Source organism: Haloarcula marismortui ATCC 43049, assembly GCF_000011085.1.
Taxonomy (GTDB): Archaea; Halobacteriota; Halobacteria; order Halobacteriales; family Haloarculaceae; genus Haloarcula; species Haloarcula marismortui.
The window spans coordinates 87652-101086 of sequence record NC_006396.1; the positions used below are offsets into that span (position 1 = coordinate 87652).

19 protein-coding genes and 2 tRNA genes are annotated in these 13435 nt (G+C 60.7%); 6 read left to right on the top strand and 15 right to left on the bottom strand.

Going from position 1 to position 13435, the window contains the following annotated elements; all coding sequences use genetic code 11:
- Positions 1 to 161 precede the first annotated feature (161 nt).
- From rpl7ae to RR_RS04505, 5 genes are all read left to right on the top strand, one after another.
- Positions 162 to 524: a 50S ribosomal protein L7Ae gene (gene rpl7ae, locus RR_RS04485; RefSeq protein ID WP_004593501.1), complete on the top strand. Its 363-nt coding sequence runs from the start codon at positions 162 to 164 to the stop codon at positions 522 to 524.
- A gap of 11 nt (positions 525 to 535) precedes the next feature.
- Positions 536 to 763, top strand: coding sequence for a 30S ribosomal protein S28e (locus RR_RS04490; protein ID WP_004516764.1), 228 nt, complete (start codon positions 536 to 538; stop codon positions 761 to 763).
- Positions 764 to 765: 2 nt separating this feature from the next.
- Complete coding sequence (locus tag RR_RS04495) at positions 766 to 1116, top strand: 50S ribosomal protein L24e (RefSeq protein ID WP_011222823.1); 351 nt, start codon at positions 766 to 768, stop codon at positions 1114 to 1116.
- On the top strand, positions 1116 to 1580 hold the full coding sequence (ndk, locus tag RR_RS04500) for a nucleoside-diphosphate kinase (RefSeq protein ID WP_011222824.1): 465 nt from the start codon (positions 1116 to 1118) through the stop codon (positions 1578 to 1580). The genes RR_RS04495 and ndk overlap by 1 nt, the downstream gene beginning before the upstream one ends.
- A gap of 65 nt (positions 1581 to 1645) precedes the next feature.
- Positions 1646 to 1903, top strand: coding sequence for a glutaredoxin family protein (locus tag RR_RS04505; protein ID WP_004963227.1), 258 nt, complete (start codon positions 1646 to 1648; stop codon positions 1901 to 1903).
- Here RR_RS04505 and RR_RS22780 read toward each other — a convergent pair.
- The 14 genes from RR_RS22780 to RR_RS04575 form a co-directional block, all read right to left on the bottom strand.
- Positions 1876 to 2310: a hypothetical protein gene (locus tag RR_RS22780; protein WP_232508546.1), complete on the bottom strand. Its 435-nt coding sequence runs from the start codon at positions 2308 to 2310 to the stop codon at positions 1876 to 1878. The two genes, RR_RS04505 and RR_RS22780, sit on opposite strands and share 28 nt — an antisense overlap.
- A 327-nt stretch (positions 2311 to 2637) precedes the next feature.
- Positions 2638 to 3042, bottom strand: coding sequence for a peptide-methionine (R)-S-oxide reductase MsrB (gene msrB, locus RR_RS04515; protein WP_004593495.1), 405 nt, complete (start codon positions 3040 to 3042; stop codon positions 2638 to 2640).
- 129 nt (positions 3043 to 3171) lie between these two features.
- Positions 3172 to 4854 (bottom strand): GMC family oxidoreductase, encoded by a 1683-nt coding sequence (locus tag RR_RS04520; protein ID WP_011222826.1) that lies wholly within the window; start codon positions 4852 to 4854, stop codon positions 3172 to 3174.
- On the bottom strand, positions 4851 to 5444 hold the full coding sequence (locus RR_RS04525) for a gluconate 2-dehydrogenase subunit 3 family protein (protein WP_049938679.1): 594 nt from the start codon (positions 5442 to 5444) through the stop codon (positions 4851 to 4853). The genes RR_RS04520 and RR_RS04525 overlap by 4 nt, the downstream gene beginning before the upstream one ends.
- Positions 5437 to 6354, bottom strand: a complete 918-nt coding sequence (locus RR_RS04530) for a hypothetical protein (RefSeq protein ID WP_232508547.1) — start codon at positions 6352 to 6354, stop codon at positions 5437 to 5439. Before RR_RS04530 ends, RR_RS04525 begins: the two co-directional genes overlap by 8 nt.
- Positions 6355 to 6620: 266 nt before the next feature.
- Positions 6621 to 6694, bottom strand: a tRNA-Thr gene (locus RR_RS04535).
- 32 nt (positions 6695 to 6726) lie between these two features.
- A complete protein-coding gene (locus RR_RS04540; RefSeq protein WP_171814228.1) occupies positions 6727 to 7194 on the bottom strand; it encodes a GNAT family N-acetyltransferase in 468 nt (155 codons plus the stop codon).
- Between the two features lie 82 nt (positions 7195 to 7276).
- Positions 7277 to 7852, bottom strand: coding sequence for a CBS domain-containing protein (locus RR_RS04545; protein WP_004963207.1), 576 nt, complete (start codon positions 7850 to 7852; stop codon positions 7277 to 7279).
- 67 nt (positions 7853 to 7919) lie between these two features.
- A complete protein-coding gene (locus tag RR_RS04550) occupies positions 7920 to 8693 on the bottom strand; it encodes a GTP cyclohydrolase III (RefSeq protein WP_004963204.1) in 774 nt (257 codons plus the stop codon).
- A gap of 109 nt (positions 8694 to 8802) precedes the next feature.
- Entirely contained in the window at positions 8803 to 9141 is a 339-nt protein-coding gene (locus RR_RS04555) for a DUF7344 domain-containing protein (protein WP_004963201.1), read from the bottom strand.
- Positions 9142 to 9196: 55 nt separating this feature from the next.
- The gene (locus tag RR_RS04560; RefSeq protein WP_004593490.1) at positions 9197 to 9496 is read right to left on the bottom strand and encodes a DUF5785 family protein; all 300 of its coding nucleotides are present in this window, start codon (positions 9494 to 9496) and stop codon (positions 9197 to 9199) included.
- A gap of 45 nt (positions 9497 to 9541) precedes the next feature.
- Entirely contained in the window at positions 9542 to 10804 is a 1263-nt protein-coding gene (locus RR_RS04565; RefSeq protein WP_049939128.1) for a PGF-pre-PGF domain-containing protein, read from the bottom strand.
- 498 nt (positions 10805 to 11302) lie between these two features.
- Positions 11303 to 11386, bottom strand: a tRNA-Ser gene (locus RR_RS04570).
- A 26-nt stretch (positions 11387 to 11412) separates the two neighbouring features.
- A complete protein-coding gene (locus RR_RS04575) occupies positions 11413 to 12165 on the bottom strand; it encodes a hypothetical protein (RefSeq protein ID WP_011222831.1) in 753 nt (250 codons plus the stop codon).
- 100 nt (positions 12166 to 12265) lie between these two features.
- On the opposite strand from RR_RS04575, the gene RR_RS04580 reads away from it, so the two are divergent.
- A complete protein-coding gene (locus RR_RS04580; RefSeq protein WP_011222832.1) occupies positions 12266 to 12808 on the top strand; it encodes a hypothetical protein in 543 nt (180 codons plus the stop codon).
- Here RR_RS04580 and RR_RS04585 read toward each other — a convergent pair whose 3' ends face one another.
- A complete protein-coding gene (locus RR_RS04585) occupies positions 12809 to 13435 on the bottom strand; it encodes a uracil-DNA glycosylase (protein WP_004963190.1) in 627 nt (208 codons plus the stop codon).

Consider the following 13435-nt stretch of genomic DNA (forward strand, 5'->3'; position numbering starts at 1 on the left):
GAAAGCGCTTTTAGGGCCGGTAGCACAGAATGGGGTACAGCCTGCGCCGAGTTGATGATGCTCCCAGCCTTTTCAGGATACACACCATCACGGTGTGACGGGCCTCGCGGCCCGGACACGGCGGGGGAGCCTGAGCTCGCGCGCAGGAGGTGAACATACAAATGCCAGTATACGTAGATTTCGACGTTCCCGCGGACCTCGAAGACGACGCCCTTGAGGCGCTCGAGGTTGCCCGGGACACAGGCGCAGTAAAGAAGGGTACAAACGAGACGACCAAGTCCATCGAGCGCGGCTCCGCTGAGCTCGTCTTCGTCGCCGAAGACGTCCAGCCCGAGGAAATCGTCATGCACATTCCGGAGCTTGCCGACGAGAAGGGCGTTCCCTTCATCTTCGTCGAGCAGCAGGACGACCTCGGTCACGCCGCCGGGCTCGAAGTCGGCTCGGCCGCTGCAGCCGTCACCGACGCCGGTGAGGCTGACGCCGATGTCGAGGACATCGCCGACAAGGTCGAGGAGCTTCGGTGAGGTGACCTCGGATGAGCGCTGAGGAATCCGAAAGCAGCGGTTCCACGCCCGCCGAGGTTATCGAAGTCGTGGGCCGGACGGGGATGCACGGCGAGGCCATGCAGGTCAAGTGCCGCATCCGCGAAGGCGAGAATCAGGGGCGCATCATCACGCGCAACGTTCTCGGCCCGGTCCGCGAAGGTGACGTGCTTCAGCTCCGCGAGACGGCTCGCGAAGCCGACACCATCGGAGGGCAGTAACCATGCCCCGGACACGCGAATGTGACTACTGCGGCACGGACATCGAACCCGGCACGGGCACGATGTTCGTCCACAAGGACGGCGCGACGACGCACTTCTGTTCCTCGAAGTGCGAGAACAACGCTGACCTGGGCCGCGAGGCCCGCAACCTCGAATGGACCGACACCGCTCGCGGTGAAGCCGGTGAGGCCGAGGACGAGGCTGAAGAAGCCGAAGCTGACGAAGCCGAGGAAGCTGCTGCCGACGCCGACGAGGCAGAAGCTGACGCTGACGCCGAAGAAGCTGACGCCGACGAGGCCGACGCAGATGCTGAGGACGAGGCGGGCGAGGAAGCTGAGGAGGCAGAGGCCTGATGTCCGAACACGAGCGCACGTTCGTGATGGTCAAACCTGACGGCGTCCAGCGCGGTCTCATCGGGGACATCGTCTCCCGCTTCGAGGACCGCGGCCTGAAGATGGTCGGCGGCAAGTTCATGCAGATCGACCAAGAGCTCGCCGAGGAGCACTACGGCGAGCACGAGGACAAGCCGTTCTTCGACGGGCTTGTCGACTTCATCACCTCCGGGCCCGTGTTCGCGATGGTCTGGGAAGGTCAGGACGCGACTCGGCAGGTCCGCACCATGATGGGCGAGACGGACCCCGCCGAATCGGCTCCCGGCACCATCCGTGGTGACTACGGGCTTGACCTCGGTCGGAACGTCATCCACGGCTCCGACCACGAGGACGAGGGCGCAAACGAGCGCGAAATCGAGCTGTTCTTCGACGAGGCTGAACTCGTCGACTGGGACCAGATCGACTCGTCCTGGCTGTACGAGTAACGCCAGGTCGACCGCCGCGTTTTTTCGAGCACAACCACCTTGAGGACGGCGTCCGTATCGCCAGTATGAGCCTGACGCTCTACCAGCTCGACGGCTGTCCGTATTGTGAGAAGGTTGCCGACCGACTGGACGAACTCGGTATCGAGTACGACAGCGTCTGGGTCGAGGCGCTACACTCGAAACGCGACGAGGTGAAGCGGGTCTCCGGTCAGCGGGGGGTCCCGGTTCTAGTCGATGACGACCGCGGCGTCACGATGGCCGAGTCTGACCGCATCCTCGAGCTTATCGAGACGACTTACGCGCCCGAAGCCCAGTCGGCGTAGAGATAGCGAGCGGCCGCGCCGAGACTCGCAAATAGCAGTGGGAGGAAAAACAGCAGAATGAGGAGCCATAGCACCGCAGGTGCGGCCTGTCCCTCACCGCCGCCATCGAACATGACCGTCCGGACGAACACGAAGCTCCCGGCGAATCCCGTTGCGACATAGCCGAAGCCGATGCCGGTTCCGACGAGCGCCGCTTCCTCGAGCAGGCTGTCCGACCGGGCATCGCCGCGATAGCGCTCAAACAGCGCGCCGACGACAAGCAGCGAGACAATCGGAATCAGAAAATAGACTATCGGCGGGATGCTCGCTCCCTGTGCGCCGTACAGGACGTTCCGTGCGGCCGAGCCGTACACCTCTGCGTCCGATGCCGTCACCAGCGTCGGCACGTGGTGGGCGTTGTACAGCACGAACCCGTACTGGACTAGTCGGTCCGACAGTTCTGGCAGGTCGACCGACGACGGGCCGACGAGAAACAGCAGGGCGACGAGCAGATACTCGACAGCCAGCGTCCCGGCTGCGACGCCGGCCGCGCGGAGCCACGGAAACGTTCGGAGGCTCTCAGCTAGCAGGTGACTCTCCGGCTGTGGCTATTCGGCAGTCGCAGTCGGTGGTTCATCGACCAGCGACTCGTCGACCGATGGTCCGGCCCCGTCGTCGCCCGCCTCGTCGGTCCCATGTTCAGTCACGTCTAGCCGTATCAACTTCAATGACGGAAAAAAGGGTTCCGGTGGTCGCTACTCTGACTCGAAGTCAAGCGCCGCGCCGTTGATGCAGTACCGCTTCCCGCTCGGCTCTGGTCCGTCGTCGAACACGTGGCCCAGATGACCGCCACACTCGGCACAGACGACTTCCGTTCGCTCCATCCCGTGGCTGTTGTCCGCTCGTGTTTCGACGTTGCCTTCCTGATACACGTCCCAGAAGCTCGGCCAGCCGGTTTCTGATTCGAATTTCCTGTCGCTATCGAACAGTTCCGTCCCACAGCCGGCACAGGTGAAGACGCCCTCGTCCTCTACGTCGATGAGGTCGCTGCTGAACCGCGGCTCTGTTCCAGACTCGCGGAGGATTCGGTACTCTTCGTCGGAGAGTATTTCGCGCCACTCTTCGTCGTTGTCCGGGAGTTCTTCTTCAGATTCACTCATGCTCTCCCGTACGCCCTCCAGCGGTAAAAGCGTAGACCTCTCCGGTAGTGCCAACCACGGTACGGTGGCAAAGACGCGGCATGCAATGGCCGTCTCTGGCGGCGCACAGGGCGTCTGCCAGCGTGGCAATCACAGCTCCTCGTCGATGTGATCCGCCGTCTTCAGCGCGAGCGCAGCAATCGTGAGTGTTGGGTTGTTCGCTCCAGCGGTGGTGAATACGCTCGACGACGCGATCCAGAGGTTCGCGAGGTCATGTGTCCGACACTGTTCGTTTACTACACTTTCTGCCGGATCAGTACCCATCCGCGTTGTTCCCATGTGGTGCGTACTCATTCCTCTCCCGCTCAGAGTTTTCACATCGGTAATCTCGGCACCGAGCTCTGTCAGAATCGACTTTTGGATCTCTAAACAGTGCTCCATCGTCTCCTGAGCGTGGGCTCCGTCAGAAAGATTGATCGACGGCACCGGTCGGCCGTGGTTATCTGTTTTCGAGTAATCCAGTGTGACCCGGTTGTCAGGCCGCGGCAGCATCTCGCCCGCGCCACGTATCGAGAGTGGATACGGTGGTCCCGAAGTCGTCGGAAGTTCAAGAGCGTCACCCAGTTGCATCTCGTTGAGCGGGTCTGTCGCGAGTTCAGCCAGTGCATCCGGAGTCGGGTTGCGAACGATGTCGAGGAACCGCGATGGAGATGTCGGTGGAAGTCTGGACTGCGCACCTCCTGACGTAGACTTCGCGGTGTTGCTAAACGTGAGGTGGTAGCTCCCGGGGCCGGTCTCCTCGTGCGCATAGAACTGATCGCTCCGACTGGAAACCCAGCCGATATTGCTCTGTCGTGTCGGCTCTTCGAGTGTCCCTGTCGTCCTAACGCTAGGGTGGTCCATGAGGTACCGACCGACTGCCCCGCTGGAGTTGGCTAATCCATCCGGATACACGTCCGAATCCGACAACAGCAGCAACCGCGGCGTTTCGATTCCGCCACACGCGATGACGAAGTGGTCTGCCTCTTGCCGGTACTGACGCCCGTTGGGGGTCGCGTAGACGACTGATTCCACGTAGTCACCCGTCCGGTCGTGCTCCACGGAGAGTGCCTGCACCTGATCAACGATCCGCGCACCAGCTGACTCGGCCTTCCGGACGTGGACTTCGGCGCTGTACTTCGCCCCCGACGGACAGGCGTTGCAAACGCCGTATCCGACGCATTCGGAGCGGTCATCGTATTCCTCGGAGTTGATGGCTTTCGGTTGGGACGCCATCGCGATTCCGAGTTCCTCACAGGCCTCGGCAAACAGCGAATCCGAGTAGCTCGGCTCGAACGCTGTCAGTGGATAGGGCTCTTTTCGCGGCGGCCCGTGTGGGTTGTCATCGGCCCCTGAAACGCCCATCTCCCGTTCGGCGCGCACGTAGTACGGCTGAAGGTCGTCGTAGCTGATCGGCCAATCCTGTGCTACCCCGTACCGCGTGTTCATCTCGAAGTCTTCTTGGTGAAGCCGCGGTGTGTTTGCGTCCCAGTGTAAGGACGTGCCACCGACCGCCTTCACACGGGTCTCGTTAAGCCGTGCATTGATGTCGCCGGTCGACGTGTATCTATCCCGTTCGCCATTACGCCAGAACGCGTCACGTTCGAAGTTCGGACGCAGCCACATCTCCATGCGTCGGTGGTGGTCCTCTGAACTCAACCGTTCGCCCGCCTCGAGTACCACGACATCGTGCCCGCGCCGTGCCAGCGAGTAGGCAGTGAAGGCTCCAGCCGGCCCTGCCCCGACGATACAGACGTCAGCCTCAGTCGGAGTTCGGTCGTCTGCGGCCGTCATCGTTCACCTCCCTCCGGCCCTTGCTGGTATGCCTCTCGCCCACCGGGATGTCCGGGCGGATTCTCGACCCCAAGCAGTTTGCCACCCGCAGGAGACGTAAACAGGACGTACAACAGGTCGCCTACGAGATAAAACCGGACCCGTTCCGCAGTTGTTCCGTCAGCAGTGGGATGCACTGTGGTCACGCCCATTGACTGCAAGACCTGTCGCCGCCGCCCTGCTGAAAGGTCGGCAATCCTGCCACCAAAGCGTGCGCTGGCGTGATCGTCGACCGCTTCGATAGCAGTAACGAGCTTGTCAAAATGATCTGGTTCCGGTTCAACCCGCCCAAACACGCGGCTCTCGATGAACGACCGCTCTATGGAGACCTCTGACGGGTACACCGCGCTGGCGATAGCCGTCAGCGCGTCGATGTGGGCTGCCGATGCTGGATGGGAGCTAGACTCCGTCGCAGAATCGGCAGCCAATAACTCGGGAGAGTCGGTGCCATATCCGTAGCCTGCAGCCGCGAATGCCGTGCCACCGAGGGCTGTGAGAAATTGGCGTCTGCTCGGAACACCATCGTCTGACTCGGACTGGTTTTCAGTCATTGGACAGCCCTCCGCTGATAATCCCAACACCATGCACAGTGGATGAGAGGACCTGCTCGTGGTAGGTACACCACCAAAGCATAGCGGTTAGCGCGACTGGCGCTGAGAGAACCACTGCCAGTTCACCGTAATTATACACACTGAGCAGGGCGGTTGTCCCAACAGTGGCTATCGGCGAACCGCTGCCGAGCAAGCCGTTGACGAACGCGCGGAATGCGCTTGCTGTCGGATACAGTCCCAGATCGTGGACGAAAACATCGAGCGCCGAGACGCCAAACAGCCACACAGTGCCGATGAAAAATACGCCGATAGCCGTCCCAGTGGTCGGCCCCTCAGGGTTTCGCCTGTGGCTCTCAGATTCGAACAACGAGTGGCCACGAGTGTCTGTCTGGCCGACATAGCTACCGAGACGTTTGACGGCTCCAATAGCGGCCAGTCCAAACACGCTGAATCCAACAGCCGCGATGACTCCCGGAAGGAATCCACTAACGGCCGTGTAGAAGCGTTGCGCCCCCAGAACCATTACCAGCCATGCCCCAAACGCTGTTGCATTGACCCCACTGACCAGCATGATTCCGGCATAGGCCGGAGCTACCCGGTGCATCGATTTCAGGCCCTGCCTTTCCTGACCGCTAGAGAGTCCGCTAGCGAGCCACACGACCCCACAGGCAAAAGCCAGTACCCATGCCGCCGTGCCTGCCGTCCAGTACCCGATGGTCCCATGGAAGCCGTCGTGGATGATGAGCCCAGCGACGCCACCGAGCGGTGTTGTGGGACCAATGAGAACGGTCGCTGCGACGAACGCGCCACCGACATACGCCATCGAGATAGCTGTCCGCGTTGCTATCTCAACTAAGAGAAACCCGAGAACAGCCGCTAGCGTAATCGTCACTTGGTCGTCTCTACCCACCCTGCATTGATTGTCTCTCCCCCACATACACCCCGAATAATGCCATTCCAGTATTGTTAGCCACAATTTAATTCAAAATATATCCACGGTTACGGCTTCCTCGACACTGGCTCCGAGCCGTGCCCACGTATTCCAACAGGATGGTGTCGAGCGAACCGGGCGCGCCACAGATACCGATCACGGGTCACGGCTACACTTCGGGAACGAATCGAAAAGCGGTGGCTTCGGCTGTCTTTTTGCAGTTCAGTTCCGAGTTAAAGCGCCGAAGCCAGGGGTGGGATTTGAACCCACGAACTCTCGATTACAAGTCGAGTGCTTGGACCACCCAAGCTCCCCTGGCACGGTTGCATACCTGCGTTGTGTGGGGACCGTTTAGAGAGTATCGTTTTCGGTCGGCTTTTCGAGTTCGATTCGGTGTGGTGCGTAGCCGTGTGCTCGATAGAACTGTCGGGCGGACTCATTGTCTGCCATCGCTTCCAGCGCAAGGATATCTGCACCGGCTTGGCGGAGTAGTTCCTCCGCCGTATCGAGCAGTTCGCTGCCGATTCCCTGGTTCCTGTGGACCGGTTCGACGAAGATGTTCTCGATGATGCCCCGGGTCTCGTCCTGTTCGTACCGGCCACTGTCGAGAGTCATCATGACGAACCCGATGATGTGCTGGTCTATGCGGGCGATACGAACATTCTCGGCGACGATGCGCTGTACGACAGTCTCCCGGACCGCAGTCCGGTTGCGGTCCCCGAACAGATGTGACCCGTGGGCACGCTGGCTCTCCGCCAGTCGGACCCACAGGTCGACGATGGTGTCCACGTCATCCATCGAGGCGGTGGCGATTTCCACGGTGCTACTCCGTGTTGTACGGTCAAAACAGTTCGGCTACACCGCTGTATCCGTCTTTGCGGGCAGAGGCCGCTGGAGTGGCTCAGACGTCACGACAGTCCGCACAGAGGAGCTGTCCGTTGAACGAGGCCAGATTCCGCGTAAAGGTGCTACAGGCGGAACAGATGCCCTGACTGTCGAACGAATCCTCGGCGGCGGATTGCATCCCGTCGGTCGTGGCTTCCTGCCCAGTTGTCGCAACCGGCGAGGGCTGTTCGACGACGTCTGTCGACTCGCTCTCTAATCGTGCAGTCGAGAGGATATCGTGCTCAGTCAGCGTCCCGAGCGGCTCTCCGTCAGCCGTTACTAGGAGGAACTCAGCGGACCGTGTCGCCATTCGGTCCCGGGCCGCCGGGAGTCCAGCATCGGGGCCAATTGTCGGAATGGATTCACGCATCACGTCGCCGACGGTGGCAGTCTCGGGGTCACCGCCGTCGACGATGTATGCCAGTACGTCTCTGTCCGTCGCGACACCGACTGGTTCGTTCCCCCGTAACACGAGAATCGGATGCTGATCCTCTCGGATCAGCAACTCCGTCGTTTCAAGGAGGTCGTCGGACTCGCTTGCACCGACGTACTCTCTGTTCATAACCTCCCGCACAGTGACCTCACCGTTCATGTGTGTCATTACCACATGACTGGTCTAAAAGATACCTCCACTACGTTTATATCGCGTGGTTCACAAGTTATTCACTTGTCTCGGTTTCGATGGTGACGGCCTCGCCAGTCGCCCGACAGGTTTCTAGTGCGTGCTTGGCATCCATCCCGGCCGTCGCTGCCGTCCGCCCGCGTCCGACGCCGACTTTCAGCTCCACGTCGACTTCTTCGCGGACGTGGCTGATTGCGTCGTGGTAGTCCGCTTCATCCAGGTCCGGACAGACTGCGATGACGTTGTCGCCGCCGACGAAAAACGACAGCGAGTTGTGGGCCTCGCGCATGTACTTCATGAGGGCTGCGTAGCCCTGCTCGATCTGAATGAACGTGTCGAACTCGTTGAGTTGGTCGGTGTACTTCTCGGTGGCGTCGTCGACATCGAAATGCGCGAGTTGCACGTCTGTCGGTTTCCGGAACTCCTCGTCGATTGTCTGGCCACGTAGCACTTCTCGTCGCCCCTTGTCCTGTGCACTCCCGGCCTCCTGAAGTTGCTCCGTCGCCGTTCCCAGCGCCGAGACGGGTGTCGTTCCCGTTGCGACAGAGAGGCTCATCGTCACGGGGTAGCGATTACCGACGGATTCCTGAATGAGTGCGTGTGCTGCCTCGTCCAATCCGTTCGTTACGGCGATCATGTTGTCGAACCGCGAGAAGAAGATGTAGCCGTCGCGGTTCCCGACCAACTGTGCGAGGTCAGCGTACAACCGGGACTGGAGCGTCTGAAGATCGACTTCACGGCGGGGTTCAGGCGTCACAGTCCACGGCCCGTAATTATCAATCTGTATATGGGTGATTTGGGTGTTGGTCACTGTCCATCGACAGTTTGGAAGCAATAGGTATTGCTCTGTCGGAATATACCCGCAGAACGGACTGGTAGCTGGTCCGAACCGGTGTCGAGTTCCGGACACACGGCCTAGTTTAGCGGTTGGTAGTTGGCACCGCATCGTAGCGCTGTATCTCGACGGTTCCAACCATCGAATCGTACGTGACGGTGTCTGTCGCCGTCAGTTTTGGCAGGTGCTCCGTGAACAGCTCCTCGGTGAGTTCGTCCCTCGCAGTGTCCGGGACCGCTGCTGGCTCGATGTCACGCTCGACCGCGAGAACCGCTGCCGCGAGGTCTGACACGACTACTGGCTCATCGCGGTCAGCCAGTATCGAGAGCGCGCGCCGACGAGTGTCATTCGACAACAGGTCAGCAACAACCTCCTCGGGAAGCCCGTGTCCGGTCCGGTCACCGTTTGAAGATGTCGTCGCCATACGCGACGCTACACCGGCCACCCACAAGTATGTGTCGTGCCCACACACTACACAATCAGGCCTGTTCGAGTCTGTACGGCCACCAGTCCGCCTCGCGCAGCGCGCGCCCAAGCGATTTGTGGAAGTCCGGGAAGTCCTCGAACTCCTCTTGATCGACGTATTCGAAGATGTCCGCCACGCTGACGACCGTCTCGTAATCGATCCGAACCGGGTGGTCTCCGTACTGTTCGACGTACTCCTCGGCGGTCAGTGGGAAGTCTTCGTCCTCATCGACTTTCTTCGCCAGCACAGCGTGACCGTACTTGCGCCGGCCCTCGCTTCCTTCCTCGCCGTCCGGATCGTGTGGCCAATCCATACGCGAGTCTCTGGACACTGGCACAAAAAGGGTTTCTCTCCCCGCCTACAGTTCGAAGCCGCTGTCGTTCCGGCTGCCACCCCGTCGGAGGAGCGCGATAACGACACCGAACAGCAGCAACGCACCGAGGAGTCCGCCGATGACCAGCATCGTGCTGATACCCATGACTGTCGCCGGAAGCGGGCCGAGTCCGCCGTCACCGTCAACCGCGGGTTCAGTCTGGATCGCTGGCTCTGTTCCCGTCGGTTCCGTTTCTGGTTCAGCGCCGCCGTTTCCGTCGGTCTGGACCTGGCTCTCGGTTACCTGAATCTCGCCGGCGTTGACATCGTTGAACTTGATCTGGAACGTCCCCGGCGTCGTCACGACCGTCGACAGCGTCACCGTCTGTTCGGTGTCCGCTGGCACAGTCACCGAGGTCTGGTTGACGACCGCATCGTCCACCCGCATCTGTGCGTCGTAGGGGCCCTCGATACTGCCGTCGTTGGCGACCGTCGCTTCAACGACGACCCGTTGCCCCTCAGGAGCCTGCTCGCTGACGACTGAGGTTCGCGTGATGCTGAATGCAGGCTCGATCTTCCCAATCGCATAGGCCGATGCGCCCGCCGTGTCCGCTTCGTATACGACTTGATCAGTCCGCTCCTCAACAACGCTCGTTTCAGCGGCTTGCCATGACCCGTTCACACGGTGATACACGCGGACCGCCGAAGCATCGATCCCGGCCGACTGGAGGTTCGAGCGGTTCAACACGAACTGCATCGACGACGGCTGAACCCCTGCTGACGAGCCAACGGTAACCACACCGAACACCGATGCATCGTCGTTATCGGGTACCGCGATGTCTGCGTCCGCGGGGTCTGTGTACTCGGTTACGTTCTGTGTGAACGACCGCTGGGATGCGTTTACAGTCCATGACTGGACCGTGAACGTCCGGTTCATCGCGCTCGGCATCTCGACTTCGTATGGCTTCGTCGTTGGAACCGCGCCGCCACGGACCTCGGTCTGTCGGCTAGTCGCATCCTGTCGTATCGTCATCGCAGTCGCTTTCTTGACCTGAACGGTACCAGCCGACCGTTTTGGACTTTTGACCGTAATCTGATATGTCCCAGGTGTGTTAAACGTTAGTGCCCGTGTCCGCTTTGCCGATGACCCGGAATCGACGGCTACCCGTTCGGTTGCTTTCGTCGTTCCGTTCGCCACGTACTCAACGCTCATCGCACCCTCGGAGCTCCCGGTGTTCTTGACCGTTGCGGTGACGTTTACCGATTCACCGGCCAGTATCGTGTTTACCTCTTTCGATGCGCCAGACACGAACAGTCGTGGTGCAGCAGCAGCAGGGTCTGCCGCTGTCGCTGCAAGGAGGAGAGCAACGACACAGACCGAGAGGAGGCTCGGAAGATGCTGCTCTGGGGACCTCTCTTCACGTACCATTACTCAAATATAATCCAGACCACCGACATAGAACCGCCCGATTGCCTCGATCCGGTAAACTGTCCTTACGAATCGGAAGGCAGCGAATTCTGTCAGCCTCGCGGTGGCGTCTGTCACCCACGTAGTCTGTTGCTACTGGTCTCGATGTCATTCAGAGCAAGATGTCACACGTGCTGCGTTCATGCGCTGGGACTTGCAGGGTTCAACTCGCCAGTGTGTACCGACGGCTCCTCGCGTATTCGCTCGGAGCAATACGGTGGGACTGGGATTTGAACCGAGCCGAGACGGTCCTGCTCACGCTGTTGCGCGGGCTGCGACTCGTCGGCTTCAAATCCCAGCTGGCGTACTTGCCACTCACGGTTTGTTCGTGGCAAAATACGGTGGGACTGGGATTTGAACCCAGGAATCCGTGAGGATACCTGCTTTCAAGGCAGGCGCAATAGGCCGCTCTGCCATCCCACCGCAGTCAAGCATATTCGGTGGGCCTTCTAAGACCTGTCGGTCTCTCTGACCACAGTCGCCGAACCCTCATCGTCAATGACACGTATTCCGAGGTCATCGAGGAACGCTGTCGTCCGTACCGGCACGACCCGACCAGCCCGGTTCCGGGCCCGGAGCAGCGGCACGATGGTTTCGAGATCTGCTCGCGTTTCGAGGACGGCTGACGGCGGGAGAAAGTCCACGTCGAGGCCGGCATCTCCAGCACGTTCGCCGATAGTTTTGACCGTCGGGGTGGCGTAGCTGTCCTCGAAATCTATCGGCTCGCCGAACCCGGCGTAGTAGACGCGGCCGCCCGCAGCGGGGCCAAGAACCACGCCGCTGGACCGGAGTTTCATCGCCGCGCTGTCGATGAGTTGTCGGTTCAACAGTGCCGCTGTCGGTTCGACGGCGGCGACGGTTGCGACGTCTTCCCGGTCAAGGAGGTGCGTCACTGTGTTCCCGACCCGACCAGCGAACGTCGACCCGACTTGGACCTCGAATCGGGCGTTGCCCGGTGATTCAAGCGCCTCTGTCACTGGCTCCCGAACCGCGGTCTCGGGGTCGACACCGTCTGGCACCTGTTCCGAAGGTCGATAGTTCACTAACAACTCGGCACCGCTGATCTCCACCGCACGACAGACATCGAGCAACATGGCTTCGTATAGCTCGGCGGCCTCGGCGTCGTCTACGATGCCGCCCGCCAGATCCTGTAACACGAACCCTTCGACTGGCGGGTCAGCCAGTACAGTTACCGTAGTCATACTGTCTTCTCGGCCCGACTGTGATTAGTCGCTTGTGTTCCGGTGTAGCCACGGAACAATTATAAGATGTGAGGAATACTTGATAACTAATAGAAACTATATGGAGCAACCCCAGACCTACAGATGTGATGGATGTGGGTCGGAGTATCGGGTGCTTGGAGAGCCGCAACCGAAGGTCGTGTGCCGCGACTGCGACCGCGAAGCCACGTTATCCGGGACGGCGGCGGCACAGCGGGCGTACCGTCTCGGCTACACACGGTACCGTGAGGCGCGCCGCCAGCTATCGGATGCGCTGGCGACCGTCGAAGACGGGGAGCTGGCGCTCGCTCGCGGTGGGTTCGACAGTGCCGCGTCGGATTTCGAGGACAGCGTCGAGGAGTTCACGACGGCTGTTCGCGAAGCGAACGACGACGTGCTGACCGAGTGGTCGGAACGAGCACGCAAGAAAGCGACCTGCCTCTGGCAAGCCGCCGAATGGCTCAGCGGCATGACCTACGCCAGCGAACAGGGTGAGTCGACACAGGCGAGCCAGTACCGCCACGACGCCGAGAACCGTCTACAGGCAGCAACGGAGTACGGGACAGTGTCGAGCCCGAAAGAGTTACTTCAGGCTGCTGCGACCGAAGTCCAGTCTGACACCTGACTACCGGCCGCGTCGGCCCTTTGTTTGCCGATAGTCCTGTCCAAGCGTCTCGCTGAAGTGTTCCAGAAACGCCGTCCGCTGTTCGTCGGTCTGTTCGCTTGGCGGAATCATTGGGAGGATCTCGAACCCGCGGCCGCGGATCGTCGTCGCGTGGCGGTCCTCAATGTCGAGTTCGTCCTCGCTCATCGTCGTGTACTCGAAGGCCAATTCTTCGAGCGGCCGTTGTCCGACCGGCAGTAGGATCTCGGGGTTGATCATCCGTATCTCGCTGTTGAGATACGGCTCGCAGTTGACGACTTCCTCGTCGGTCGCCTCCCTGTCGGGATGGCGACAACGGGTGACGTACGTCAGGAAGGTGTTCTGTAGCTGCGGCCTGTCGGCGTCCGGGTCCGAACACATATCGACCGCGGCGAGGATGTCGAGCAGTTCGCGCTCGTTCTCGCCGGTAAAGGGGAGACCGGACTCGTCAGCGCCGACTGCGGGCGAATCGCCGAGAACGATGAACTCGGCCCCTACGTCACCGTAGCCGTGGACGACGTTCTCGCGCGTCTCACACAGCGCGGGACAGTTCTGACACTCCTCGTCCATCCCGAACGGGTTCGACTTGGACTCCTGTTGTGCGTCCAT